The following is a 23,792-nucleotide window of genomic DNA, read 5'->3' as shown; positions in this document are numbered from 1 at the left end:
AGGCCCCGGGGCATGCCCCGGGGCCTTGTTTTGCTTCAAGCGGTTTTACGGAAGACGAACACCAGACCAACGATGATCAGCAACATGCCAAGCACGCTCAAGGCCGCCAGGCGATTGCCAAAAATCAGGTAGTCCATGACTGCCGTCACCGCGGGTACCAGGTAGAAAAGACTGGTGACATTCACCAGGTTGCCCCGGGCTATCAGCCGATACAGCAGCAACGTCGCCAGCACCGACACCACCAGTCCCATCCACAACACCGGCACGATGAACCCGCTGCCGTATTCGAAATGGAAAGGCTGGAACGGCACGAAGATCCCGCAGAGCAACAGCCCGGCGAGGTACTGCACCGGCAGCGTGCCGAGGGGATTGTCGGTGATGCGCTTTTGCATGATCGAGCCAAAGGTCATGCTCGCCAGTGCCAGCAAACCGAAGAGCATGCCCGCCAGCGACATGCCGGCCAGACCGATGCCTTGGTAGACCACCATGATCAACCCGGTCAGGCCCAGCGCCAGACCGAACATCCGGCTCCACGAACGCTGACGCTCCATCAGCACCACGGTGAGGATCGGTTGCACGCCCATGATGGTTGCCATCACGCCGGGCGTGACTTTCAGGTCCAGGGCCAGCAGATAGAAAATCTGATAAGCGCCCAGTAACACCACGCCCGTGGCCATTGCATACATCATCGGTTTGCCGCCCTTGGGCAATTTCAGTTTGAGCAATGGCATCAACAGCACCAGCCCGCACAACGCGATGGCGAAGCGAATCAGCAGAAATGCGAAGGGCGACGCGTGCGCCAGGCCCCATTTGGAGAAGATCGCCCCGCTGCTCCACAGCAGGACGAACAGGCTCGTGGACGCCGCCGCGAGCGCGGTTTTTTTCGAAAGGACAAACATGAATGCCACCTGTAGTCAGGCAAAAAGCCAACTCAGCCGAAGCTGAAATCCAGTAGTTTTTTCAAGCGGGCACGGGGAACAGCAGAAAAAACTGATCAGCCCGAAATGCCGACGCCTGGCGGTGATACGACTGCGCACACCGGCGTGCTGCTGACAGGTGGGGGGTAATGACTGATCTGCACCGGTTGCTGGTTCCCGCACGGCACGACGCCAGCGTTGACCGCTGAATCGACTACCGCGTTGATGAGGGAAGCTGGCATGGGCTGATCTTTTTTGAGGGGTGGATCGGTGGTTTGGAGAACGACCGAGCGCCGACTATAACCAGCGCGTGGCATGGATTGCAATAACGCTCTGTAGGAGCGAGCTTGCTCGCGATGGACGTTAACGATAATGCGTTTTTTCTGGGTAAACGCGTAGTCCTTGAATCCATCGCGAGCAAGCTCGCTCCTACAGGGACCGATATTCTATTCGGGAATAGGCATCAGCCAAACAGCCAATAACCCAACAACGTCAAGACCACGACCGCCAGTACCGGTCGCATCACGCGGTAAGCCTTGGGGTTGCGGCGCTTCCACTGTTTGATCCCGCCACTGAAGCTGTCGGCGAAATTCTTACTCCAGGCATAGGCCTGGTTGATCCCGCCAACACGTTCGTCATCCAGGTTCTGCGGTGCGGTGGCACGCCCCAGGAAGCCACTGACCCAACGGTTGATGCGGGTCATGAAGCGGTTGCTCAATGGGCGTTCGACATCGCAGAACAGGATGACCCGGGTCTTCTCGGTTTCGTTCTTGACCCAGTGCACATAGGTCTCGTCGAACATCACGTCCTCGCCATCGCGCCAGGCGTAGATCTGACCATCGACGAAAATGCGGCAGTCGTCGGAGTTCGGCGTCGACAGCCCCAAGTGATAACGCAGGGAGCCGGCAAATGGATCGCGGTGCGGGTTGAGGTGACTGCCGCCCGGCAGCAAGGCGAACATGGCGCCTTTGACGTTGGGAATGCCGCTGAGCAGGGCCACGGTTTTTGGGCACAGGGTTTGTGCCGACGGCAGCGGTTTGTCATACCACTTGAGATAGAAGCGCTTCCAGCCCTTCTTGAAGAACGAGCCGAAACCGGCGTCGTTGTTCTTTTCGGCAGCGCGGATGTAGCCCTCGTCGAACAGGTGCATCGCTTCGTCGCGGATGACTTCCCAGTTGTCCTTGAGCACATCGAGTTCGGGGAATTTGCTGCGATCCAGATAGGGCCTGGACGGTACGCTGGAGAACAGGTACATCAAGGCGTTATAGGGGGCAAACAGGGCCGAGTGGTTGACGAACTGACGCAGGACCGGCAATCGCGCCCTGCCGCGCAAATGCACGTAAAGAGTACTGCCCATAAACAGCAGCAACAGTGACGCCTTCGCGGCAAGTGAAAAGGTCATCAGCAACTCCTTGATAGTCGACAACTCTGCACAACGCCATTTGCCCGACGTCGCAGCCGGCATGATAAACACTACCGGCCTTGGGAAAAACCCGCATAAATCAACATTCAGTGTTGATGAATATGCAACAAAGCACTTCTAGCACAAGGCTCCTGAACGGGGGCTTACGTGGGTCATTCCCTTTCGCCAGATCAATAAACAAGATCAAAAGATCGCAGCCCGAACCTGCGGCAGCGCCTGCAGGATCTACTGTGCACCCGCCTTCCCGGAAACACCGGATTGGCGCAGCCTGCGATCTTTTGATTCTTCCCTGTTACTGCTGAGTCTCCTGCTCGGTGAACAGATCACTGAACAACATGCTCGACAGGTAGCGCTCGCCGGAGTCGGGCAGGATCACCACGATGGTCTTGCCCTGCATCTCCGGGGTTTCCGCCAGTCGGACCGCTACAGCCATCGCCGCGCCAGAGGAGATCCCGCACAGAATTCCTTCTTCCTGCATCAAACGCAGGGCCATGGCCTTGGACTCTTCGTCGCTGACCAACTCGACCCGATCGACCATCGACAGGTCCAGGTTCTTCGGCACGAAGCCGGCTCCGATACCCTGGATCTTGTGCGGGCTCGGCTTGATCTCCTCCCCGGCCAGCGCCTGACTGATGACCGGCGATGACACCGGCTCCACGGCCACCGAAATGATCGGTTTGCCCTGGGTATTCTTGATATACCGCGAAACCCCGGTAATGGTTCCACCCGTTCCGACGCCCGCCACCAATACATCGACCGCACCATCGGTATCGTTCCAGATTTCCGGGCCGGTGGTTTTCTCGTGAATGGCCGGGTTGGCCGGATTGTCGAACTGTGCGGGCATGAAATAGTTGGACGGGGCGCTGGCAACAATTTCAGCTGCTTTCTCGATCGCACCCTTCATGCCCTTGGCCGGTTCGGTCAAGACCAGCTCGGCACCGAGCGCCTTGAGCACTTTGCGTCGCTCGATGCTCATGGAGGACGGCATGGTCAGCATCAACTTGTAACCACGCGCCGCGGCAACGAACGCGAGGCCGATACCGGTATTGCCCGAGGTCGGCTCGACGATGGTCATGCCTGCTTTGAGTTTGCCGGAGCTTTCGGCGTCCCAGATCATGTTCGCGCCGATCCGGCACTTGACCGAATAACCCGGGTTGCGCCCTTCGGTCTTGGCCAGGATGGTCACGCCGCGCGGGGCGATGCGGTTGATCTGCACCAGCGGCGTATTGCCGATGGAATGGGCGTTGTCAGCGAAAATACGGCTCATGGCTGGGTCCTTGTACAGCATTGAATAAGCCCTCCAAGGTAAGCCTGTTACCTGTGGTCGTCCAGTCAGTCGAACGTCCGGTTACAACAACAGTCAATGGCTTTACATCGCCAGAGATTTGCCATCATGAAACGGAGATACCGTTGGCCGCTGTGGACGCTAGCCGGCCTGGTCGTATTGCTGATTGCCCTGCATTTCGCCCTGCCCTACATGGTGCGCAACTACCTGAACGACAAGCTGGCGGACATGGGCGACTACCGTGGCCAGATCGTCGACGTGGACCTGGCCCTGTGGCGCGGCGCTTATAAAATCAACGGGCTGAAAATCGTCAAGGTCGATGGCAAGGTCCCGGTGCCCTTCGTCAACGCGCCGCTGATCGACCTCGCCGTCAGTTGGCACTCGCTCTGGTACGACCACGCGGTGGTGGCCGAGGTGCAGTTCATCAAGCCCGAAGTGAACTTCGTCGACGGTGGGGCCAACAAGCAAAATTCCCAGACCGGCCAGGGCACCGACTGGCGGGCGCAACTGGGCAAGTTGCTGCCGATCACCCTGAACGAAGTGCGCATCACCGACGGCAAGATCAGCTTTCGAAATTTCAATTCAAAACCGCCGGTCAACATGAATGCCACCCAGGTCGACGCCAGCATCTATAACCTGACCAACGTGGTCGACACCGACGGAAGACGCGACGCTCGCTTCGAAGGCAAGGCGATGTTGCTGGGACATGCACCCTTGGAAACCACCGCAACCTTCGACCCGCTGAGCAATTTCGAAGACTTCGAATTCCGGCTGCGCGCCAGGGGCATCGAACTCAAGCGCATGAACGACTTCGCCTCCGCCTATGGCAAGTTCGATTTCAACGCCGGTCATGGCGATGTGGTGATCGAGGCGCAGGCCAAAAAGGCAAAATTGACGGGTTACATCAAACCGCTGTTGAAGGACGTGGACGTGTTCAATTGGCAGCAGGACGTCGAGAACAAGGACAAAGGAATCTTCCGTTCCATCTGGGAGGCCATCGTCGGCGGCTCCGAAACCGTACTGAAAAACCAGGGCAAGAACCAGTTTGCCACCCGCGTCGAACTGAGCGGCAATGTGCACCGGCAAGATATCAGCGCGTTCCAGGCTTTTTTACAGATTTTACGCAATGGTTTCATCCAGGCGTTCAATGCCCGCTATGAACGGCCGAAGCCGGATGCGGGTTAAGGTTTGCGCGTAACGGTATAGCGACCGGTTTCTTCAGCCGCTCGCGCCGGGTCTCGCTGCTGCAGAAAATCCCAGCCCAGACATGCCAGGGCCAACGACCGCGGCACCGCTTCACGGCCACTGCTGTAGCGGGTGATGCTTCGGGCGCTGACGCCCAGCGCCTCGGCCGCCTGGTTGAGCGGTAACCCGGTGCGAGCGCGCCAATCGATGAAAATCCGGGTGTTTTCGTCCGATGCGTTTTGTGCAAGCGCATCCAGGTAGAGCGTGTCGGCGCCAATCTGGATGTCCAGTTCAGGCCACTCGACACACCAGCCATCGTCGCCCAGGGTTGCACCTTCGAAAGCGCCGGGCTCCAGCAAGGGCTGCAAGCCTGGATAGGCGCGCAGGTCACGACTTAGATCGAGGGTCAGTTGCCGGCCGTCGATAAAGGTCAGTGCGAGGCGATAATCCGGCAATGCCTGCAAGGCCGACAGCCGCGGTCGTTTCATGGGTAACATCGTTTCCAGTCCTCCAGCAATTGCACTTGATGAGCCCTGATCCACTGAAGCGCTTCCTTGATGATCAGCGGCGGCGCCTGGCCCATCATCAGTTCGACGATTTCCAGACTCAGCACCACATCCAGACCGCCACCGGTGAGGTGGACATCGGGCGGCGGATGATCCTTTTCGCGCAACTGGATGCGGTACTTATCGCGAAATCGATATTTAGTAGACATGCGCGGCACGCTATCGCCAAAATGGCGATAGCTCAATACTGGCCTGGCGCCGAGACTGAGTCAAGATGTGACGCCCCATTCAGAGACTGAATAAGCCGTCCGCGTTCACAGTGGACCGGGCGCCGCGTTATAGTCGGGGTACTACACATTATTACGCCCCGCCCTGCCTCGTTCAGGTCGGCGTTAACGTTCGAGGATTAGCAGATGAAGTTCGAAGGCACCCAGGCCTACGTTGCCACCGATGACCTGAAGCTGGCAGTCAACGCCGCCATTACCCTGGAGCGTCCGCTGCTGGTCAAGGGCGAACCGGGCACCGGCAAGACCATGCTCGCCGAGCAACTGGCCGAGTCCTTCGGCGCCAAGCTCATCACCTGGCACATCAAGTCCACCACCAAGGCGCATCAGGGCCTGTACGAGTATGACGCGGTCAGCCGCCTGCGCGATTCGCAACTGGGCACGGAAAGGGTCCACGACGTTCGCAACTACCTGAAAAAGGGCAAGCTCTGGGAGGCTTTCGAGGCCGAAGAGCGGGTGATCCTGCTGATCGACGAGATCGACAAGGCCGACATCGAGTTCCCGAACGACCTGCTGCAAGAACTCGACAAGATGGAGTTCTACGTTTACGAGATCGACGAGACCATCAAGGCCAGGAAACGCCCGATCATCATCATTACTTCCAACAACGAAAAAGAACTGCCGGACGCGTTTCTGCGCCGCTGCTTCTTCCACTACATCGCCTTTCCGGATCGCGTCACGATGCAGCGGATCGTCGACGTGCATTACCCGAACATCAAGAAAGACCTGGTCAGCGAAGCGCTGGATGTGTTCTTCGACGTACGCAAGGTGCCGGGCCTGAAGAAAAAGCCGTCGACCTCCGAACTGGTGGACTGGCTGAAGCTGCTGATGGCCGACAACATCGGCGAAGCGGTGCTGCGCGAGCGCGATCCGACCAAGGCCATCCCACCGCTGGCCGGCGCCCTGGTGAAGAACGAACAGGACGTGCAGTTGCTTGAGCGCCTGGCGTTCATGAGCCGTCGCGGCACTCGCTGATCCCTCTGTTTAACCAGATAGAGGGCGATAGCCATGCTGCTCAACCTGTTCAATGAAATGCGCGCAGCCAAGGTCCCGGTCTCGGTGCGCGAGCTGCTGGACCTGATCAACGCGCTGAAACACCGGGTGACGTTCGCCGACATGGATGAGTTCTATTACCTGTCCCGGGCGATCCTGGTGAAGGACGAAAAGCATTTCGACAAGTTCGACCGCGCGTTCGGTGCCTACTTCAATGGCCTGGAAAAACTCGACGACCACCTCCAGGCCTTGATCCCGGAAGACTGGTTGCGCAAGGAATTCGAACGTTCCCTGAGCGATGAAGAGCGCGCGCAGATCCAGTCCCTCGGCGGCCTGGACAAGTTGATCGAAGAATTCAAGAAACGCCTGGAAGAACAGAAGGAACGCCATGCCGGTGGCAACAAGTGGATCGGCACCGGCGGCACCAGCCCGTTCGGCTCCGGCGGTTTCAACCCCGAGGGCATTCGGGTCGGCGATGCCGGCAAGCGCCAGGGCAAGGCGGTCAAGGTCTGGGATCAGCGCGAGTACAAGAACCTCGACGACTCGGTGGAACTGGGCACGCGCAATATCAAGGTCGCTTTGCGCCGGCTGCGCAAATTCGCGCGCCAGGGTGCGGCGGAAGAGTTGGACATCGATGGCACCATCGACCACACCGCACGCGATGCCGGGCTGCTGAACATCCAGATGCGGCCCGAGCGGCGCAACACCGTCAAGCTGTTGCTGCTGTTCGACATCGGCGGCTCGATGGACGCGCATGTGAAGATCTGCGAGGAATTATTTTCGGCCTGCAAGACCGAGTTCAAGCACCTGGAGTACTTCTACTTCCACAACTTCATTTATGAATCGGTGTGGAAGAACAACATGCGCCGAAGCTCCGAACGCACCTCGACCCAGGATTTGCTGCACAAGTACGGCGCAGACTACAAAGTGATCTTCATTGGCGACGCCGCCATGGCGCCCTACGAAATCACCCAGCCCGGCGGCAGCGTCGAACACTGGAACGAAGAAGCGGGTTATGTGTGGATGCAGCGGTTCAAGGAGAAGTACAAGAAGCTCATCTGGATTAACCCGTATCCGAAAGATACCTGGGGGTATACCTCGTCGACCAATATCGTGCGGGAACTGATTGACGATCAGATGTACCCGTTGACGTTGCGGGGGCTGGAAGAGGCGATGCGGTTTCTTTCCAAATAGAAATGCATTGCCTGCAAGGGCCTCTTCGTCGGAACGCCGCCCGGAGCAAGCCCGCTCCCACATTGGATTTTGTTCGCACACAAATAATGTGTCCGCTGGAGATCAACTGTGGGAGCGGGCTTGCTCGCGAAGCTTTTAGCAGTTGACGAACCGGCGCAGATACTCGACCTGCTCCCGATGCGCCACCTCTTGCACCACCGGCTTCAATCTCACCTTCGATCCGGGCAAACACTGCGCCAGCCGCGCCAACGCCAACGGCGTCAACGCCCCCAACCGCGGATACCCGCCGATGGTCTGCCGATCATTGAGCAACACGATCGGCTGCCCGTCCGGCGGCACCTGGACCGCGCCCAGCGGGATGCCTTCGGAAATCATCGGCTGGCCCTGGTACTCCAACGCCGTTCCCAGCAAGCGAATGCCCATGCGATCGGCACGGCTGTCGAGGGTCCAGCCGCTGTTGAACGCGTCGAACAGACTCTGCCCGCTGAACTCACCGATCTGCGCGCCCAGCACCAGGTCCAGCGGCGTAGCGAGGTCAAGGTCCGGTCGCTGATCGGCAGGCAACTCCCGCAGCAGCATCAGCGAGTTACCGGAATAACTCAACGACCGCCCCTGTGTCAGCGGGCGCCCCATGCCCTCCAGGCCGCCGAGCTGTCGCGCACCACCGTCGACCGACTGCCCAGGACCTCGGGGGCTTCGAATCCCCCCGGGGCCGCCAGATAGGCCCGCGCCCCGAGTAGCGGCTGAGTGAATTGCAGCCGCTGACCTTTGTGCAACCGGAAACTACGCCACGGCGCCAACGCCTCGCCATCGATGTGCGCGCCCAGATCCGCGCCACCCAGGGCGAGCACACACTCCTCCTCGGCCAGCACGCTGAAACCGCCGAGGGTGATCTCGATCACCGGCGCATCCAGCCGGTTACCCAGTAACCAGTTGGCCCACGACATCGATCGCCAATCCAGCGCTCCGCCCTGGGTCACGCCCAGATGCCGCACACCGAAACGGCCAGCGTCCTGCAACAGGCACAACGGTGTACTCGCTTCTATCGATAGACGGCTCATGCCTGCGCCTCCAGTGGTGTGTCGTCACCGCCCAGGTTGATGAATTCGGCATGACTGACGGCTTCAAAGCGTACAGTGTCGCCCGGTTGCATCAGGCTGTAGCCGTCGCGCTCGCGGTCGAACAGTTTGGCCGGGGTCCGGCCGATCAGGTTCCAGCCGCCCGGCGACACCACGGGGTAAGCCGCCGTCTGGCGTTCGGCGATGCCGACACTGCCGGCAGCGACCTTTTTACGCGGAGTGTCCAGGCGCGGTGCCGCCAGCGCTTCCTCCACCAGGCCCATGAAGGCGAACCCCGGCGCGAAACCCAAGGCGAACACCTGATACTCGCGCTCGCTATGGCGGCGGACCACTTCATCGACCGCCAATCCGCTGCGCTGCGCCAACAGGCTCAGCTCCGGACCGACACTCAAGTCATACCAGACCGGCAGCACATGACATTTGCCAGGGGTGCGGGCGTTGGGCGACAGATCGATCAAGGCTTCGGCAATCAACTCCCGAGCCTGGGCCGGACTCAGTGAAGTCAGGTCATAATGCACCATCAACGTCGTATAGGACGGCACCAGGTCGATCAGGTGCCCGGCGAACGCAGTGCGAAGACCTTCGCTGGCCGCGAGTATCCACGGCATGTTCGCTTCGCTGATCGCATCGAACAGACGCACCATCAGGCAGTCCAGCGCCACCACTTCCACGCGCGGCTTCATGATGCGCCCTGCCGATCGAGTGCTTGAAGCTCCCGGGCGAGCCGGTGCTTTCGGAATGAAGGGGGTGTCGGGCGCACTCATGGCAAATCTCCGCGCTGGTTTTTATTAATATTGTTCTGAGCCCCGACGACGCCTATCGTGGGAACCGGATAGCCTGATTTTTGGACGCATGGCCCTGCCGCGTCCAACTAATAAAATCCCGCCCTAGACATAAGAAAACTTTATCCGCGAGCTGCTCCCATGAACCTGAAGTTTCTCGAGACCTTTGTCTGGGTCGCCCGACTCAAGAGTTTTCGCCTGACGGCCGACAAACTCTTCACCACCCAGGCCTCGATTTCCAGCCGCATCGCGGTGCTCGAAGGCGAACTCGGCGTAAAGCTGTTCCTGCGCGATTCCCGCGGCGTGAGCCTGACGCCCGAAGGCCTGAAAGTGCTCGACTATGCCGAGCAGATGATGGACACCATGCAGGCGCTCAAGCAGTCGATCGAGACGCGTTCGTGCAAGGTTGGACGGGTGCGGATCGGCGTGATGGACACGGTGATCCATACCTGGCTGAGCCCGTTGGTGGCACAGATGATGGATCACTATCCGCTGGTGGAAATCGAGCTGGTGGCCGATACGGCGCTCAATCTCTGCGATCAGCTGCAAAAAGGCTTTCTCGACCTGATCCTGCAAACCGACCTGTTGCGCCAGGAAAGTGTCCGCAGCCTGGAGCTGGCCAGCCACCCGATGGGTTGGATCGTTGCCAGTAACTCGATCTACAACCGCGAGTATTGCGACATCGCCGATCTGGCTCGCGAGCGAATTATTACCTACTCGAAAAACTCCCACCCACATCAGGACATCTTGAGCCTGATGCAGGCCAACGGTGTCATGGCACCACGGCTCAACTGCGTGAACTCGGTGTCGGCGATTACCCGCTTGCTCCGGGATGGCTTCGGTATCGGCGCGTTGCCGCCGGTGCTGGTGGCCGAGGAACTGGCGCGAGGGGAACTGACCTTGCTGGCCATCGAGCAACGGCCGCCGAATTTGCAGGTGGTGGTGTCGTGGCGGACCGGGGTGGAGTGGGTCGAGGAGATAGTGGCGTTGTGTCAGCAGGTATTGGACGGGTATGCGCACAAGGTGGGTGAGGATTACATCGTCCTCGCGCGGTGATCACACCCTGTGGCGAGGGAGCTTGCTCCTTCGCCACAGGGATCGCATCGCCCCCCTTACAACCCCCGCACATCCCGGTCTTCGATCGGCCGACTCTGGCGCAGGCGTTTGCCGCCCAGCACCACCCAGTCGATCAGCCGGAACAGGCATTCGATGCCGAAAGACAGCAACAGCGCGCCGCTCATGCCCCAGATCATCGCTTCCGGCGTCAGCAGGATCTGGTAGCTGTAGCCATTCCAGGTTTCCTTGCGAATCTCCGGATCGGCGGCCAGGACCACTTGCAGGAAGCGGATATACCACGGCCCCTGCATCGCCTGGAACTGTTTGTCGAGGGCCTGTTGACGGGTCAACAGGGTGTTCAGGCTGTCGGCATCGCTGCGAAAGATCGGGTCTTCGCTCGCGCGGTAATGGGCCACCAACGCCTGCATGTCACCCTTGAAGAACTGATTGGCAGTCCCCTGAAAACCGCTCAGCCCGGTCTGCGCTTCGATCAGATGGGCTTCGACCCGCTTGGCGTAATCGCTGATGAACCCCGGCACCTGGACACCGATCAACAGGCCTGCCGCAAACAACACCAGCCGTAGATAACTGAGCAACATGGTTGCGTGTCCTTATTCGGTCTTGCCCTGGCTGACGCATTCACCGCGTCGCCACAGGCTCCATTGGCCCGGTTCGTAGCGGGTCCAGGTTTCGTTTTCGGTCAAGGGCTCGGTGGCAATCACCGTGACCACGTCGTTGGGCGTGGTTTCGGCCTGGAAGTCGACGATCACGTCGACATCCTTCAAGCGCGCCGGGCCAAACGGTGCGCGGCGGGTGATCTGCGCCAGTTTGGTCGAGCAGTAGCAGAACAGCCAGTCGCCGTCGCTGAGCAGGCAATTGAACACCCCTTTGCTGCGGTATTCGGCGCACGCGGCCACCAGGTCCGGCAGCAGTTCTTCGACTTCCACCGGTTCCGGGAAGGCGGCACGCACCCGATTGAGCACGTCGCAGAACGCCGCTTCGCTGTCGGTATCGCCGACCGGGCGATAAAAACTGGTGATGGGTTGAAAGTCCGCCAGTTGGCCGTTATGGGCGAAACACCAGTTGCGTCCCCACAACTCGCGCACGAACGGATGGGTGTTGGACAGGCAGACCTTGCCGACGTTGGCCTGGCGGATGTGCCCGATCACCACTTCGCTCTTGATCGGATAGCGTTGCACCAGGTTCGCGACTTCCGATTCGCAGCTCGCCGCCGGGTCCTGGAACAAGCGCAGGCCTCGGCCTTCATAGAAAGCGATGCCCCACCCGTCGCGGTGCGGACCGGTGCGGCCGCCGCGCTGCATCAGCCCGGTGAAGCTGAACACGATATCGGTCGGGACATTGGCGCTCATGCCCAATAACTCACACATGTTCTGACTCTCGATTCAATGCAGGGGCAAGGTTACAACCGCGGTTCGACCCGCAAACGCTGGGGATTGCTCGGCACCGGCGGGCGACCGTAACGATCGTCGCCGGCACCGCCGAAAGGCTGGTCTTCAGGTTCATCGGCCCTGGCCGCGGCCTGGGCGGCGGCAGCCTGCTCCATGCGAGCCTTGGAGCCGCGCTCGATCATGAAACGGATCGCCACGAACACCAGGTAGAGGCCGAACGCGAGCATGCTGTACATCAATAGATCGGAAATCGCCCGCCAGGCGTTGTTGCCGACCTTGAACAACAGGTCCAGGGCCGTGATGGCGATGGCCGGGGCGACCTTTTCCTTCACCGGGTCGATGATGGTCGGGCTGAACAGCAACACGAAAACCAGCAGCCGCAACGGCTCACGCAGCCAGCGCCACATCCAGCGGGTCATGCGCATCCACACTAACAGGCAGCCTAAAGCGGCGAAGGCGTAAAGGCCCCAAGCGATCAGATAGTCGTTCTCGGTCATGGTGTCCATGGCAAGGCAGGCAAAGAGGCGCTTATAGTAACGACTTTTCGCCCATCAGGCTTGTCCCAATACCTGTCTGTAGAGCGCAACCCCTGTGGGAGCGGGCTTGTTCGCGAAGAGGCCAGTCCATTCAACAACTGCGTTGACTGGCACACCGCTTTCGCGAGCAAGTCGAATCGTCGCACCGCCGCTCCCACAGGTTGCGAAGCCCCTTTCCGCACATTGTTCGAGAGCCCTTCATGCCCCTATCCGCCAACGTTTCCAACGCCCCGATCGCCCACAAGGCCGAAGGCGATGACCCGTATGCCTGGCTCCAGGAGCGCGACACCGACGCGGTGCTCGACTACCTGAAAGCGGAAAACCAATATCAAGAGGCGCAAACCGCCGATCAGGCCGGGCTGCGCGAGACCCTGTTCGAAGAGATCAAGGGCCGGATTCTCGAAACCGACCTGTCGCTGCCCTCCCCCTGGGGGCCGTACCTGTATTACACACGCACCACGGCGGGTGACGAATACGCCCGTCACTATCGCTGCCCGCGCCCGGCCGACGACAGCCTGCAGCTCGACGAAAGCCAGGAGCTACTGCTGCTGGACCCGAACGAACTGGCCAAGGGCGGCTTCTTTTCCCTGGGTGCATTCAGCATCAGCCCGGACCACCAACGCCTGGCCTACAGCATCGACTCCACGGGCGATGAGATTTTCACGTTGTTCGTGAAGGAATTGTCCAATGGTCGTGTCAGCGAACTGGAATTCCAGGACTGCGACGGCAGCATGACCTGGGCCAACGACAGCCTGACGCTGTTCTTCGGCGAACTGGACGACACCCACCGCCCGCACAAACTGTACCGCTATCGACTGGATGGCACGGCGGCTGAAGAAGTGTTCCATGAAACCGACGGTCGATTCTTCATGCACTGCTACCGGTCCAGTTCCGAGCAGCAATTGCTGCTGTCCCTGGGCAGCAAGACGACCAGCGAAGTCTGGGTGCTCGACGCGTTCCAGCCGCAGCAAGCCTTTGCCTGCGTAGCGCCGCGGGTTGAAGATCATGAATACGACGTCGACCACGGTGTGCTCGACGGGGTCTGGACCTGGTTCATTCGCACCAATCGCGACGGCATCAACTTTGCCCTGTACACGGCCGTCGATACCGGCGTCGAGCCGACCCTGGCTGACTGGCAGAACCTGATTCCCCACAGCGACACCACGATGATCGACGGCATGAGCCTGAACGCCTCGGCCATGACCCTGAGCCTGCGGGTCGGCGGCTTGCCGGTGATCGAAGTCCATCCGCAAGACCTGCCGAGCTACCGTGTGCAACTGCCGGATGCGGCCTACAGCCTGCACGTGCAGAACAGCCTGGAATTCGTCAGCGACAGGATTCGCCTGCGCTACGAAGCGTTGAACCGTCCGGCGCAAATCCGCCAGCTGGGACTGGCCACCGGCGAGCAGCAAGTCCTCAAGCAAACCCCGGTACTGGGCCCGTTCGATGCCGATGCCTACGTCAGCCAGCGTCTGTGGGCGACGGCACCCGACGGTACGCAAGTGCCGATCAGCCTCGTCGTCAAACGCGAAGCCCTCGGTAAGCCGACGCCCCTTTATCTGTACGGCTACGGCGCGTATGGCGAAAGCCTCGACCCGTGGTTCTCCCATGCGCGCCTGAGCCTGCTGGACCGCGGCGTGGCGTTTGCCATCGCTCACGTGCGTGGCGGCGGTGAATTGGGTGAAGCCTGGTATCGCGCCGGCAAGCAGGAGCACAAGCACAACACCTTCAGCGACTTCATCGCCTGCGCCGAGCATTTGATCGACAACGGCTTCACCACATCAAGGCAACTGGCGATCAGCGGCGGTAGCGCTGGTGGGTTGCTGATCGGCGCCGTCCTCAACACGCGGCCGGAGTTGTTCGGCGCAGCGATTGCCGAAGTGCCGTTCGTCGACGTGCTCAACACCATGCTCGACCCGGACCTGCCGTTGACCGTGACCGAGTACGACGAGTGGGGCAATCCGCAGGAACCGGACGTTTATGAGCGGATCAAGGCTTATGCCCCGTACGAAAACGTCACCGCGCAGGCTTATCCGGCGACGTTGGTGATTGCCGGCTACAACGACAGTCGCGTGCAGTATTGGGAAGCGGCCAAGTGGGTGGCCAAGTTGCGTGCGACCAAAACCGACAACAATCCCCTGTTGCTCAAGACCGAATTGGGCGCCGGGCACGGCGGGATGAGCGGGCGGTACCAGGGATTGCGTGATGTAGCGCTCGAATATGCATTTGTGTTCAAAGTGCTGGGTATTGCCTGAGAAACCTGGGCCGACGGCCGATCGTCTTCGCCTTAACCGCCCGGCGACTTGATCTTCGTGCCGTTCTGCTCAAGCCCCGGCAACGTCTGGTCCTTGGGCGGGCTGGGCATTTCGATCGGCGGCAACAACGGCGGCCCGCCACTGCCGGACCCGGCCTTGGGCACGCTGATCGGGGTGATTTGCGGGTATGGCGTCGGCGTCGCGGTGCCCGGCGACCCGGGCAATGGCCCGGGGCTGGTGGGAATGGTGGGTTGTTCCTGGGCCTGCACTGCAGTTATCGAGAGCGCGGCCAGGGCAATGACCGTTAGAATGGTGCGCTTCATCAATGGCTCCGTTGGCCTTGTAGTCTGTTTGCAGGCTACTCCCAACCGCCGCTGTTTGCCTGCCCCTGATTGCCGATTTTCCATCAAGAGTGCCCCAATGAAACGTTTCGTTCTGCTCGACACCACCCCGATTCCTGAAAATGGCGGTGCCTTGTGCCTGTTCGAATACGGCGAGGACTTTGTCATCAAGATCCAGGGGGGCGATGGCGGGCAGTTGATGAACACACGCATGCACGGTTCCGAAGACGCCCTGGCCGAGATCCCGTGCCGCAAGGTGGCCGGCCGGCCGAACTCGCGGGTGTTGATCGGTGGCCTGGGCATGGGCTTCACCCTCGCCTCGGCCCTCAAGCATCTGGGCAAGACCGCTGAAGTGGTGGTCGCCGAACTGGTGCCCGGCGTCGTCGAATGGAACCGTGGGCCGCTGGGCGAGAAAGCCGGCAATCCGCTGCTCGATCCGCGCACGGTGATCCGCATGGAAGACGTGGCCAAGGTGCTGCAAGCCGAGCCACAGGGCTTCGATGCGATCATGCTCGACCGTCGACAACGGCCCCGAAGGCCTGACCCAGAAGGCCAACAGTTGGCTCTATTCCGCTGGAGGCCTGAGCGCCTGCGCCAAGGCCCTGCGCCCCAAAGGCGTGCTGGCGGTGTGGTCGGCCAGCGCTGACCGGCAGTTTTCCGACAAGCTGAAAAAGGCCGGTTTCAAGGCCGAGGAAGTGCAAGTCTTCGCCCATGGCAACAAAGGCACCCGCCACACCATCTGGATTGCCGAGAAGCTCAAGGCCTGAGCTAAACTGACCTCATAACCGTCATTAGTCTTTTTACAAAGGTGAACCCATGAGTTCGTCCACCCCAACCAATACATCGAAGCTGGACCGCATCCTCGCCGACAACCAGCGCGACAAGGAAATGGGTTACCGCGACAAGGCCCTGAAGATGTACCCGCACGTGTGCGGCCGCTGCGCCCGCGAGTTCTCTGGCAAGCGCCTGAGCGAACTGACCGTGCACCACCGCGACCACAACCACGACAACAATCCGCAGGACGGCTCGAACTGGGAATTGTTGTGCCTGTATTGCCACGACAATGAACACTCGCGATACACCGACCAGCAGTACTTTGGTGAAGGCTCGCTGAGCTCGCCGAAGATCGCCAAGGCGACGCATAACCCGTTTGCGGCGTTGGCCGGCTTGATGAAGAAAGACGAATAATCTTCAGCGCCTGAGCTGGCCTCTTCGCGAGCAAGCCCGCTCCCACATTGATCCGTGGTGACCACACTTATGATGTTCGCCGCAGATCCAGTGGGGGAGCGGGCTTGCTCGCGAAGGCAATCTCCTCGCCACCACAAGTCCCCAAACCGGACACCCCTCCCCCAATCCCCGTATAATCGCGCTTTTTCCCCGAAGGCACCCCGCTCGTGGCAGACAAACGGTACAGCTGCATTGGTTTGTATAACCCTAAATCACCGGAAAACGTCGGCTCGGTGATGCGCGCCGCCGGCTGTTATGGCGCCGCGTCGGTGTTCTACACCGGCAAGCGTTATGAACGCGCCGCAGACTTCGTCACCGACACCAAGCGCGTGCACTACGACATTCCGCTGATCGGCATCGACGACCTGAAGAAAATCCTGCCCCTGGGCTGCGTCCCGGTCGCGGTGGAACTGGTCGAAGGCGCCCGTTCGCTGCCCGAATACACCCACCCGGATCGCGCGCTGTACATCTTCGGCCCGGAAGACGGCTCGCTGGATCAAGAGATCCGCGACTGGTGCGAAGACGTGGTGTACATCCCGACTACCGGCTGCATGAACCTGGCGGCCACCGTCAATGTCGTGCTGTACGACCGCATGGCCAAGGGCCTGAACACCCGCTCGGGGCCGAAATTCCGCTGAATTGCTGTACATCCGATGGAACAAGCCGCCCGCCTCGGCAGTCAGCTTAATTATCTATTCTTGCAGCAGCCCATCCAGCCAGGAGACAGATCATGAGCGAACTCACACGCGTAGAACGCATCGAGTCCACCCCGTTCCAGACCCATTCCGACCATAACGTTCAGGGCTGGGAGCGCATCGGCTCCGTGGCCGGTGGCGTGGTGATGGTCAGCAAGGGCCTGCGTCGCGGCGGTGTGTTCGGGTTGATTCAAGTGGCGATCGGCGGCGTGGCGCTGGCTCGCGGGATTACCGGGCACAGTTCGGTCAAGAGCCTGTTGGAGAAAAGCCGCCAGGACATGAATAACGTGCGGGCGAAGATCGAGCGGGCCGGGGAAGAGTTGGGGCGGTTGAAGGCGAATGCCGACGCGGCGACCAAGACGGCTACCGTGACCGGGAATGATTCGTTGAAGTCGCCTAAGACCGGGGTTTGATCCGGGATTTGATCCGGGATTTGATCCCGGATGTGATCCCGGATTTGATCCCGGATTTGTAGTGGGGCTTATGGCCTCTTCGCTGGCAAGCCAGCTCCTACAGGTGATGTGTGCGGTTCACGAATCACTGTAGGAGCTGGCTTGCCAGCGAAGGCGATATTACTGAAGCAACTCGGTATCAAGAACCTTGGAAGACTCGCCAATCACGCTCTCGGCGAGCTGAACGAATTCCTTGGTGTCCACACCCTCCAGACGCATCGCCCCACGCAACACATCATCCAACGAACGCTTGTTGCGGGTCTTCAGGCGAATTTCGCGATCCAGCTCCTGCAGCAACAACACCGCCTTCGAAACCTGTGCCGGGCTCATTTGCTCACCGCGCAACGTCGTGACTTTCTGGCCGTCCTTGACCAACTTGCGGTGCAAACTCTCGTAGCGCTCATCACTCATGCCACCCGCCCGGCGCACCAGTTCGATGGCGTAATACTCGGCAAAGCCTTCACTGATCCAGTCACTGCGCTGCCGGTCGTTGATCCGGCCGAATACCTGGGCCAATTCACGCACCACCGCGCTGCTGCCGCTTTCGCTGACCAGCGGCAAACGTGTGTTCAGGTAAATCGATTCGTGCGCCGCCAGGCTGCCGCGCCACATCGGGTCATTGGCACCGACGATCAGCAGCTTGGTGGGATGACGCGGGAACACTGCCTGCACTTGCGGCCAGACAAAAGTCAGCAACGTCAGCACGTCCATGCGACGCATGCCCTGGCCTCGGGGCGAAGCGACGGTGACTTCGGTTTCCCCCAATCGCGTGCGTCGGCTGCCAAGGTGGCCGGCGAGCATCCAGCCCGTGGGCCGGTCGAACAATCGGGAGACGTTATCGATGCGAAAGGTGTTCTTGCCGATCCGCGGCCAGGCGGTTTCGACGCTTTTCCAGCCGCTGGGCAACTCGAATTCAAGGCGTGAAACCAGCTCGATGCCATCCTGTTGATCGAGCCGGGCAGCCGGCACCAGATCGTCGCCGCGCATCAACGCCCAGGTCGGGGTCATGCGAGTGTCGAAGCTGCCGCTCTTGCGGCCATGGCTGATGCGCACGCGGTAGGTCAGGCTGGCCTTGTCGGCGGACGGAAGCCAGACACCGCGCATCGGCTTGCCGGGCGTCAGTTGCCATTGGCCGTCGGCCTTGAAATCGCTGTAGTGGCTGCCATCGCCCAGGTCGAAATCCAGACTGCGCACTGCCGAGCCTTGAGCCAGGGTCAGGCGGACTTCGGCCTGATCGCTTTGCGGCAACAGGCGCACGTGATAATCCAGATCGACCTTCTTCGCCGCCCACACCGGCAAACCCAGGGCCAACAGCCCAACGACCAACGCCAGCCGCAATCCTACAGCCATACACACTCCTTGGAGAAAACCTCAACCCGCCCGGAAAATCAGATGGTCTTCCCAATCCTCTTCGGCCACGCTGCCTTCGGCGAGCATGCGCCCGGATTGTGAAATTCGCTCGTGGTGCACGGCGTCGCGATCACCGCACACCAGGTGATGCCAGAGCGGCAGGTCCTTGCCCTCGCTGACCAGTCGATAACCGCAGGTCGGTGGCAGCCATTTGAACGTGTCGGCCTTGCCTGGCGTGAGCTGGATGCAGTCCGGCACGAAGTCGCGACGGTTGGGGTAATCGGTGCACTGGCAGGTTTTCAGGTCCAGCAGTTTGCAGGCAATGCGCGTGTAATAGACCGAGTTGTCTTCTTCATCTTCGAGCTTTTGCAGGCAGCACAGGCCGCAGCCGTCGCACAGCGATTCCCATTCCTGCGGATCGAGTTGATCGAGGGTTTTGCGCATCCAGAACGGTTCGACTTTAGCGGCCATGGTTCAACATCGACATCAGGTGGTGAAAAGGCCGCCAGTCTAGTGCCAAGGCCCTTGCGGGCCAAGCATTGGCGACTGCCGGTCGACAGGGCTTGTCAGTTTTTGCGCCGCGAAGTAGCTTTGCCAGTCGCCAGGAGCCAGACCCGCGTGCCATTAACGCTCGACCGCGTTGCATTCCGGCGAACTGCCCAGGCTCAAGAAAAACCTCAACGCTCAGCTCAACTGCGGCCGCAGGTTTCAGACGACCCTCACCTTCAACCGTAGCAAGGAACCTCTTGATGAGCGCTAATCCTCGCGTTGCCGACCACGCCATTCACCCTCAATTCACCGATCGTTGGTCGCCCCGCGCCTTCACCGGCGAAACCATTCCTGTCGAGACCCTGCTGAGCTTCTTCGAAGCCGCACGCTGGGCGCCATCGGCCTACAACTCGCAACCCTGGCGGTTCCTCTACGCGCGTCGCGACACGCCAAACTGGGAGCGTTACCTGGGCTTGCTGAACGAGTTCAACCGCAGCTGGGCACAACACGCCTCGGCGCTGGTGATCGTAATCTCGAAAACCACCTTCGTCGCGCCTGGCGCCACCGAAGAAACCCCGGCCCTGTGGCACACCTTCGACACCGGTTCGGCCTGGGGCCATCTGGCGCTGCAAGCGAGCATCAGCGGCTGGCACACCCACGGCATGGCCGGCTTCGATCAGGAACTGACCCGCAAGGTGCTGAATATTCCTGAGGGCTACGCCCTGCATGCGGCCGTGGCGATCGGCAAGTTGGGCGACAAGGCGAGCCTGGCGGAGTACCTGCAAGCGCGTGAAGCGCCGAGCCCGCGTCGTCCGTTGAACGAATTGGCGGCCGAAGGCGATTTCACCCTCTAAACCACACCGCCGCCCCCCTGTAGGAGCTGGCTTGCCAGCGAAGACGGCCTCAAGCCTTGCAGCGGCCATGAAAACGCCCTCGCCGGCAAGCCTGACTCCTACAGGTTCAGCTTGCCAGTGAAGGCGGGCTCAAGCCATGCAGCGGCCATACAACGCCTTCGCCGGCAAGCCGGCTCCTACAGGTTCATGGTGGTCTCAATACCCGCGATTGAAATCCACTTCCCCGCGCAACGCCTCGCCCGCCTCATACGCCCGCAGGTTCTCGACAAACAGCTTGACCATCATCGATGGCGAGGTCGGCGCCGAACTGTGCCCGGTCAACAGCAAGCCCCAGGCGGTCCAGAACGGGTGACGTTGCGGCAGCGGCTCCTGACGGCAGACATCGATCACGGCGCCTGACAGATGCCCTTCCTTCAAGGCTGCCACCAGATCCGCATCGACCACTGCCACCCCACGTCCGACATTGATGAACAAGCCGGTCGGCTTGAACTGCTTGAACAGCGCCGCGTCGTACAGGTCATGGGTACTGGGCGTGTTCGGCAACAGGTTGATCACGTAATCCACTTCACCGACCAGACGCGGCAAATCAGCCAACGCGCCTACTTCGACAAACGGCGCCTGCTCGCGGGCCTCGCTGGCGATGCCATACAACACCACGCCAAACGGCAGCAGGAACTGCGCCACGGTCTGGCCAATGTCACCGGTGCCGACGATCAACACCTTGCGCCCTGCCAGACTGTGCCCCTGGCGGCTGTCCCACTTGCGCTCGACCTGGCTGACCAGTCGCGGCAGCACTTCGCGCTCGTGGCCGAGCATGTAGGTGAGCACGTATTCGGCCATGACCTGGCCAAAAATCCCCACCGCCCGGGTCAGGCGATAATGCCGTGGCAAGCCGTCGGCCAACAGCGGCGTAATGCCGGCCCAGGTCGATTGCAGCCATTGCGGCTGGTGGCCCTGGCGCAGCAGGGTCGCCAGCAAATCCGGCTGGCCCAGCCAGATCGGACAATCGGCGGCCTGGCTGGCCAGTTCGGCGGAATCGCCGCTGGTCAGCACGTCCAGGTCGGGCGCTGCCTGACGCAGCAGTTGGGCGTACACAGGGTGCTCGTGTTCAGCAATCAGAACGCGCATGGTTCAAACCTTTCGAAAACAGTGCAGACGACCGCCGATGAAGTAACGCTCCATCGCCCTGGCCATCGCCAAATTCAATTCCAGTGATTCAAGAGAAGGCTCTTCACGAAAAGCCTGGATGCTCTGCCGATCACATCGGGTCATTGCGTCGCAGCAACTCTTCCGGCAAATGTTCGATGTATTCGTCCTCGGCCGGCGGCATTTGCAGGTGATAGCCCTGCTTTTCGAGGTTTTCCAGGACCTGGGTGATGTCTTCGCGCGACAGTTTGCGCTCGGGACTCAGCACCAGGTCGAAGGCGTGATGCGGTTTGCCGAAGGCGGCCATCAGGCTTTCCGGGACGCGTTCCAGTGCATCGCTTTTGAGCACGTAGAGGTACATCTCGTTTTTCTTCAGGCTTCGGTAGATGGAGCAAATACGTTTCAAGGCTGTTCTCCGGCGGTGGCCAGGCTGTCGAGCAGCGCCTGGCCCATCAATTCGCGGCGCCAGCCACGCAGCGAATCAGGCAGTAGGTAAGGACCATTGGGGAAACCGCTCTTGAGCAGGGCTTCCAGGGTTTTCTTGCGCAGCATCAGTTCCGGCGCGATGTTCAGGCGCTCGGCTTCGGCCTGGCCGATCGCCCGCAGCTGTTTGACCAACGCGGCGGCTTCCACCGGCAACGGCTCCGGCACGGCAGGCGGCCATTGATCCGGTGACACACTGCCAGAGCGCTTGATCAGATCAAGCAGGAATTCGCCGTCCTGACGCACGGTACGCGGGTGCATGTCTTCGATTTTCGCCAGTGCGCCGAGATTGTCCGGCTGCGTCCGCGCCAGCGGCCACAGGGAATGCTCACGGACAATGCGATTGCGCGGCAGATCGCGGGCGCGCGCCTCGCGCTCGCGCCAGGCGCAGAGTTCACGCAATACGGCGAGTTGGGCACGGGACAGCTTCCAGGCCAGCTTGGCGTCGCGATAGACCTCGTACGGGTCGATCTCGCGGCGCAGGTTCGCCACCAGTTCGGCACCGTCTTCCAGGACCCAGGCGTACTTGTCGTCAGAAAGCTTCGGGCGCAACTGTACGAAAACTTCCGCCAGGTGCACGGCATCTTCGGCGGCGTAGCTGATCTGGGTGTCGGAAAGCGGGCGTTGCAGCCAGTCGGAACGAGTCTCGCCCTTGGGCAGGTCGATGCCGAGCACTTCCTGCACCAGCCGCGAATAACCCATGGAGAAACCCAGGTTCAGGTAAGCGGCGGCCAGTTGGGTGTCGAACAATGGCGCCGGCAGGCTGCCGGTCAGGCGCAGCAGGACTTCGAGGTCTTCGCTGCAGGCATGCAGGACTTTGACCACGGCCGGGTTTTCCAGCAACGCGGCCAGCGGCTGCCAGTTGTCGATGGTCAGCGGGTCAATCAGGTAAGCGCGTACGCCATCGCCGATCTGCAGCAGGCCCGCGATCGGATAAAAGGTGTCGACCCGCATGAATTCGGTGTCGAGGGCAACGAACGGCAGCTGCTGCCACTCGGCACAAAACCGACCGAGGCTATCGTTGTCGCGAATCCAGTGAATATCGATGGCCACACGGCTCTCCCTTGAAGAATGGCGCGCAGTATATATCGCCTCAGGCGATTTCCACGCATCCACTGAACAAGAGCTTTAGCGAAAATACCTGCCAATTAGCAAGAATTGTCTGACAAAGGGAGGTTATCTGGTCTTACGCAACACATAGACCCGCATCCGGGCGCAACCGGGCAGGAAATCCTGATGGCTGAGCAGACGTAATCCCGCCTGCCTGAATTCGGCTTCAACCTCGGCCTTGCCCGGCAGTTGCCGGGGCTGTGCGCCCTCTGCACCGGGACGCTGCAGTTTGAAATGCGCATCAATTCGTACCGCCACTATCACGGTATCGCGGCTGACCCGGTGGAACTCCTTGAGCATGGCCAACCGATGCTCGGAACCGTCGATGTGTTGAAACAGTTGCATGCAAAAAATGCAATCGACCGCGTTCGCCGACAAATCGATGGTGAAGGCTGAGCTCTGAAAGGTCTTGATTCGCTCAAGCAGGTGCTGCGGATGGTGGGTCTGGGCGTGATTGAGCATTTCCTGGGAGGGATCGGACGCGAGGATCACCCGGTTTGCATGCTCGGCCAACACCGGCCAGAAGCGCCCGGCACCGCAGGCTACATCGAGGATCAGGCCCGGCTCGCCAGCCACCTTGAGTGCGCTGCGCACCAACTGCTCGTCGCGCCAGAACGTCAATCGCCGCCCCAGGCCCCGCGGTCGCGACTGAAGGCAGTCGCGGGCATGTTCCCGGTCGTAGCGCCGGGTGAACTCCAGTTCAATGGCGGAGGGGGGTTGCGCGGACATGTGCAATGACTC

General features: G+C 60.7%; 26 protein-coding genes and 2 pseudogenes. 10 read left to right on the top strand and 18 right to left on the bottom strand.

Features of this window, described 5'->3' with window-relative positions:
• Positions 1-35: 35 nt before the first annotated feature.
• The 4 genes from BZ163_RS18060 to cysK form a co-directional block, all read right to left on the bottom strand.
• The gene (locus BZ163_RS18060) at positions 36-899 is read right to left on the bottom strand and encodes a DMT family transporter (RefSeq protein ID WP_128872040.1); all 864 of its coding nucleotides are present in this window, start codon (positions 897-899) and stop codon (positions 36-38) included.
• A 95-nt stretch (positions 900-994) separates the two neighbouring features.
• On the bottom strand, positions 995-1,159 hold the full coding sequence (locus BZ163_RS34870) for a hypothetical protein (protein ID WP_168187379.1): 165 nt from the start codon (positions 1,157-1,159) through the stop codon (positions 995-997).
• 221 nt (positions 1,160-1,380) lie between these two features.
• On the bottom strand, positions 1,381-2,319 hold the full coding sequence (locus BZ163_RS18055; protein ID WP_128872039.1) for an aspartyl/asparaginyl beta-hydroxylase domain-containing protein: 939 nt from the start codon (positions 2,317-2,319) through the stop codon (positions 1,381-1,383).
• A 313-nt stretch (positions 2,320-2,632) separates the two neighbouring features.
• A complete protein-coding gene (cysK, locus tag BZ163_RS18050; protein ID WP_128872038.1) occupies positions 2,633-3,607 on the bottom strand; it encodes a cysteine synthase A in 975 nt (324 codons plus the stop codon).
• A 126-nt stretch (positions 3,608-3,733) separates the two neighbouring features.
• On the opposite strand from cysK, the gene BZ163_RS18045 reads away from it, so the two are divergent.
• A complete protein-coding gene (locus BZ163_RS18045; RefSeq protein WP_128872037.1) occupies positions 3,734-4,810 on the top strand; it encodes a DUF748 domain-containing protein in 1,077 nt (358 codons plus the stop codon).
• Here the strand turns inward: BZ163_RS18045 and BZ163_RS18040 are convergent.
• Complete coding sequence (locus BZ163_RS18040; RefSeq protein ID WP_128872036.1) at positions 4,807-5,307, bottom strand: DUF2442 domain-containing protein; 501 nt, start codon at positions 5,305-5,307, stop codon at positions 4,807-4,809. The two genes, BZ163_RS18045 and BZ163_RS18040, sit on opposite strands and share 4 nt — an antisense overlap.
• Entirely contained in the window at positions 5,295-5,525 is a 231-nt protein-coding gene (locus tag BZ163_RS18035; protein WP_128872035.1) for a DUF4160 domain-containing protein, read from the bottom strand. The genes BZ163_RS18040 and BZ163_RS18035 overlap by 13 nt, the downstream gene beginning before the upstream one ends.
• Before the next feature lie 204 nt (positions 5,526-5,729).
• Between BZ163_RS18035 and BZ163_RS18030 the strand changes: the two genes are divergently transcribed.
• The gene (locus tag BZ163_RS18030) at positions 5,730-6,575 is read left to right on the top strand and encodes a MoxR family ATPase (protein ID WP_128872034.1); all 846 of its coding nucleotides are present in this window, start codon (positions 5,730-5,732) and stop codon (positions 6,573-6,575) included.
• A gap of 33 nt (positions 6,576-6,608) precedes the next feature.
• Positions 6,609-7,787, top strand: coding sequence for a VWA domain-containing protein (locus BZ163_RS18025; protein ID WP_128872033.1), 1,179 nt, complete (start codon positions 6,609-6,611; stop codon positions 7,785-7,787).
• 135 nt (positions 7,788-7,922) lie between these two features.
• Here BZ163_RS18025 and BZ163_RS18020 read toward each other — a convergent pair.
• Positions 7,923-8,848: pseudogene (locus tag BZ163_RS18020) on the bottom strand (biotin-dependent carboxyltransferase family protein).
• The gene (locus BZ163_RS18015) at positions 8,845-9,549 is read right to left on the bottom strand and encodes an allophanate hydrolase subunit 1 (RefSeq protein WP_128872063.1); all 705 of its coding nucleotides are present in this window, start codon (positions 9,547-9,549) and stop codon (positions 8,845-8,847) included. Before BZ163_RS18015 ends, BZ163_RS18020 begins: the two are co-directional and overlap by 4 nt.
• Before the next feature lie 240 nt (positions 9,550-9,789).
• On the opposite strand from BZ163_RS18015, the gene BZ163_RS18010 reads away from it, so the two are divergent.
• Positions 9,790-10,704, top strand: a complete 915-nt coding sequence (locus BZ163_RS18010) for a LysR family transcriptional regulator (protein ID WP_128872032.1) — start codon at positions 9,790-9,792, stop codon at positions 10,702-10,704.
• 56 nt (positions 10,705-10,760) lie between these two features.
• Here BZ163_RS18010 and BZ163_RS18005 read toward each other — a convergent pair whose 3' ends face one another.
• From BZ163_RS18005 to BZ163_RS17995, 3 genes are read right to left on the bottom strand one after another with little or no spacing between them, the layout of a single operon-like run.
• A complete protein-coding gene (locus BZ163_RS18005) occupies positions 10,761-11,303 on the bottom strand; it encodes a DUF2937 family protein (protein WP_128872031.1) in 543 nt (180 codons plus the stop codon).
• A gap of 12 nt (positions 11,304-11,315) precedes the next feature.
• Positions 11,316-12,092: a class II glutamine amidotransferase gene (locus BZ163_RS18000; RefSeq protein ID WP_128872030.1), complete on the bottom strand. Its 777-nt coding sequence runs from the start codon at positions 12,090-12,092 to the stop codon at positions 11,316-11,318.
• Positions 12,093-12,124: 32 nt separating this feature from the next.
• Positions 12,125-12,619 carry an MFS transporter gene (locus BZ163_RS17995; protein WP_128872029.1) on the bottom strand — a complete coding sequence of 165 codons (495 nt, stop codon included), beginning with the start codon at positions 12,617-12,619 and terminating at the stop codon, positions 12,125-12,127.
• A 230-nt stretch (positions 12,620-12,849) separates the two neighbouring features.
• Between BZ163_RS17995 and BZ163_RS17985 the strand changes: the two genes are divergently transcribed.
• A complete protein-coding gene (locus BZ163_RS17985) occupies positions 12,850-14,904 on the top strand; it encodes a S9 family peptidase (RefSeq protein WP_128872028.1) in 2,055 nt (684 codons plus the stop codon).
• A gap of 32 nt (positions 14,905-14,936) precedes the next feature.
• On the opposite strand, the gene BZ163_RS17980 is transcribed toward BZ163_RS17985, so the two are convergent.
• On the bottom strand, positions 14,937-15,227 hold the full coding sequence (locus BZ163_RS17980) for a hypothetical protein (protein WP_128872027.1): 291 nt from the start codon (positions 15,225-15,227) through the stop codon (positions 14,937-14,939).
• A 97-nt stretch (positions 15,228-15,324) separates the two neighbouring features.
• Here BZ163_RS17980 and BZ163_RS17975 point away from each other — a divergent pair.
• The 4 genes and pseudogenes from BZ163_RS17975 to BZ163_RS17960 all read left to right on the top strand — a co-directional run bounded on the left by BZ163_RS17975 (position 15,325) and on the right by BZ163_RS17960 (position 17,580).
• Positions 15,325-16,012 (top strand): annotated as a pseudogene (locus BZ163_RS17975) (spermidine synthase).
• Positions 16,013-16,061: 49 nt separating this feature from the next.
• Positions 16,062-16,433, top strand: coding sequence for a YajD family HNH nuclease (locus BZ163_RS17970; protein ID WP_064679221.1), 372 nt, complete (start codon positions 16,062-16,064; stop codon positions 16,431-16,433).
• A gap of 206 nt (positions 16,434-16,639) precedes the next feature.
• Positions 16,640-17,110: an RNA methyltransferase gene (locus BZ163_RS17965; protein ID WP_128872026.1), complete on the top strand. Its 471-nt coding sequence runs from the start codon at positions 16,640-16,642 to the stop codon at positions 17,108-17,110.
• 92 nt (positions 17,111-17,202) lie between these two features.
• Positions 17,203-17,580: a DUF2892 domain-containing protein gene (locus BZ163_RS17960; RefSeq protein ID WP_128872025.1), complete on the top strand. Its 378-nt coding sequence runs from the start codon at positions 17,203-17,205 to the stop codon at positions 17,578-17,580.
• 159 nt (positions 17,581-17,739) lie between these two features.
• Here the strand turns inward: BZ163_RS17960 and BZ163_RS17955 are convergent, their stop codons facing one another.
• Positions 17,740-18,969: a hypothetical protein gene (locus tag BZ163_RS17955; protein ID WP_128872024.1), complete on the bottom strand. Its 1,230-nt coding sequence runs from the start codon at positions 18,967-18,969 to the stop codon at positions 17,740-17,742.
• Between the two features lie 21 nt (positions 18,970-18,990).
• Entirely contained in the window at positions 18,991-19,440 is a 450-nt protein-coding gene (locus BZ163_RS17950) for a YcgN family cysteine cluster protein (RefSeq protein WP_128872023.1), read from the bottom strand.
• 278 nt (positions 19,441-19,718) lie between these two features.
• Here BZ163_RS17950 and BZ163_RS17945 point away from each other — a divergent pair, with 278 nt between their 5' ends.
• Positions 19,719-20,312 (top strand): nitroreductase family protein, encoded by a 594-nt coding sequence (locus BZ163_RS17945; RefSeq protein ID WP_128872022.1) that lies wholly within the window; start codon positions 19,719-19,721, stop codon positions 20,310-20,312.
• Positions 20,313-20,507: 195 nt separating this feature from the next.
• Here the strand turns inward: BZ163_RS17945 and BZ163_RS17940 are convergent, their stop codons facing one another.
• From BZ163_RS17940 to BZ163_RS17925, 4 genes are all read right to left on the bottom strand, one after another.
• Positions 20,508-21,440, bottom strand: a complete 933-nt coding sequence (locus tag BZ163_RS17940; protein WP_128872021.1) for a D-2-hydroxyacid dehydrogenase — start codon at positions 21,438-21,440, stop codon at positions 20,508-20,510.
• Between the two features lie 130 nt (positions 21,441-21,570).
• Positions 21,571-21,864, bottom strand: a complete 294-nt coding sequence (locus tag BZ163_RS17935) for a YcgL domain-containing protein (RefSeq protein ID WP_128872020.1) — start codon at positions 21,862-21,864, stop codon at positions 21,571-21,573.
• Positions 21,861-22,994, bottom strand: a complete 1,134-nt coding sequence (gene rnd, locus BZ163_RS17930; RefSeq protein WP_128872019.1) for a ribonuclease D — start codon at positions 22,992-22,994, stop codon at positions 21,861-21,863. The genes BZ163_RS17935 and rnd overlap by 4 nt, the downstream gene beginning before the upstream one ends.
• Positions 22,995-23,117: 123 nt before the next feature.
• Positions 23,118-23,780, bottom strand: coding sequence for a class I SAM-dependent methyltransferase (locus BZ163_RS17925; RefSeq protein ID WP_128872018.1), 663 nt, complete (start codon positions 23,778-23,780; stop codon positions 23,118-23,120).
• Positions 23,781-23,792 lie beyond the last annotated feature (12 nt).

This window comes from Pseudomonas sp. VI4.1 (assembly GCF_002029345.1).
Taxonomy (GTDB): domain Bacteria; phylum Pseudomonadota; class Gammaproteobacteria; order Pseudomonadales; family Pseudomonadaceae; genus Aquipseudomonas.
Note: the sequence above shows the minus strand (reverse complement) of the source record. Positions and strands in the feature narration are given on the sequence as shown.

What these genes read in the sequence shown, in the direction of transcription:
- BZ163_RS18060 (WP_128872040.1), bottom strand. Translation starts at nt 899, where the DNA reads ATGTTTGTCCTTTCGAAAAAAACCGCGCTCGCGGCGGCGTCCACGAGC.
- BZ163_RS34870 (WP_168187379.1), bottom strand. Translation starts at nt 1,159, where the DNA reads ATGCCAGCTTCCCTCATCAACGCGGTAGTCGATTCAGCGGTCAACGCT.
- BZ163_RS18055 (WP_128872039.1), bottom strand. Translation starts at nt 2,319, where the DNA reads ATGACCTTTTCACTTGCCGCGAAGGCGTCACTGTTGCTGCTGTTTATG.
- cysK (WP_128872038.1), bottom strand. Translation starts at nt 3,607, where the DNA reads ATGAGCCGTATTTTCGCTGACAACGCCCATTCCATCGGCAATACGCCG.
- BZ163_RS18045 (WP_128872037.1), top strand. Translation starts at nt 3,734, where the DNA reads ATGAAACGGAGATACCGTTGGCCGCTGTGGACGCTAGCCGGCCTGGTC.
- BZ163_RS18040 (WP_128872036.1), bottom strand. Translation starts at nt 5,307, where the DNA reads ATGTTACCCATGAAACGACCGCGGCTGTCGGCCTTGCAGGCATTGCCG.
- BZ163_RS18035 (WP_128872035.1), bottom strand. Translation starts at nt 5,525, where the DNA reads ATGTCTACTAAATATCGATTTCGCGATAAGTACCGCATCCAGTTGCGC.
- BZ163_RS18030 (WP_128872034.1), top strand. Translation starts at nt 5,730, where the DNA reads ATGAAGTTCGAAGGCACCCAGGCCTACGTTGCCACCGATGACCTGAAG.
- BZ163_RS18025 (WP_128872033.1), top strand. Translation starts at nt 6,609, where the DNA reads ATGCTGCTCAACCTGTTCAATGAAATGCGCGCAGCCAAGGTCCCGGTC.
- BZ163_RS18015 (WP_128872063.1), bottom strand. Translation starts at nt 9,549, where the DNA reads ATGAAGCCGCGCGTGGAAGTGGTGGCGCTGGACTGCCTGATGGTGCGT.
- BZ163_RS18010 (WP_128872032.1), top strand. Translation starts at nt 9,790, where the DNA reads ATGAACCTGAAGTTTCTCGAGACCTTTGTCTGGGTCGCCCGACTCAAG.
- BZ163_RS18005 (WP_128872031.1), bottom strand. Translation starts at nt 11,303, where the DNA reads ATGTTGCTCAGTTATCTACGGCTGGTGTTGTTTGCGGCAGGCCTGTTG.
- BZ163_RS18000 (WP_128872030.1), bottom strand. Translation starts at nt 12,092, where the DNA reads ATGTGTGAGTTATTGGGCATGAGCGCCAATGTCCCGACCGATATCGTG.
- BZ163_RS17995 (WP_128872029.1), bottom strand. Translation starts at nt 12,619, where the DNA reads ATGGACACCATGACCGAGAACGACTATCTGATCGCTTGGGGCCTTTAC.
- BZ163_RS17985 (WP_128872028.1), top strand. Translation starts at nt 12,850, where the DNA reads ATGCCCCTATCCGCCAACGTTTCCAACGCCCCGATCGCCCACAAGGCC.
- BZ163_RS17980 (WP_128872027.1), bottom strand. Translation starts at nt 15,227, where the DNA reads ATGAAGCGCACCATTCTAACGGTCATTGCCCTGGCCGCGCTCTCGATA.
- BZ163_RS17970 (WP_064679221.1), top strand. Translation starts at nt 16,062, where the DNA reads ATGAGTTCGTCCACCCCAACCAATACATCGAAGCTGGACCGCATCCTC.
- BZ163_RS17960 (WP_128872025.1), top strand. Translation starts at nt 17,203, where the DNA reads ATGAGCGAACTCACACGCGTAGAACGCATCGAGTCCACCCCGTTCCAG.
- BZ163_RS17955 (WP_128872024.1), bottom strand. Translation starts at nt 18,969, where the DNA reads ATGGCTGTAGGATTGCGGCTGGCGTTGGTCGTTGGGCTGTTGGCCCTG.
- BZ163_RS17950 (WP_128872023.1), bottom strand. Translation starts at nt 19,440, where the DNA reads ATGGCCGCTAAAGTCGAACCGTTCTGGATGCGCAAAACCCTCGATCAA.
- BZ163_RS17945 (WP_128872022.1), top strand. Translation starts at nt 19,719, where the DNA reads ATGAGCGCTAATCCTCGCGTTGCCGACCACGCCATTCACCCTCAATTC.
- BZ163_RS17940 (WP_128872021.1), bottom strand. Translation starts at nt 21,440, where the DNA reads ATGCGCGTTCTGATTGCTGAACACGAGCACCCTGTGTACGCCCAACTG.
- BZ163_RS17925 (WP_128872018.1), bottom strand. Translation starts at nt 23,780, where the DNA reads ATGTCCGCGCAACCCCCCTCCGCCATTGAACTGGAGTTCACCCGGCGC.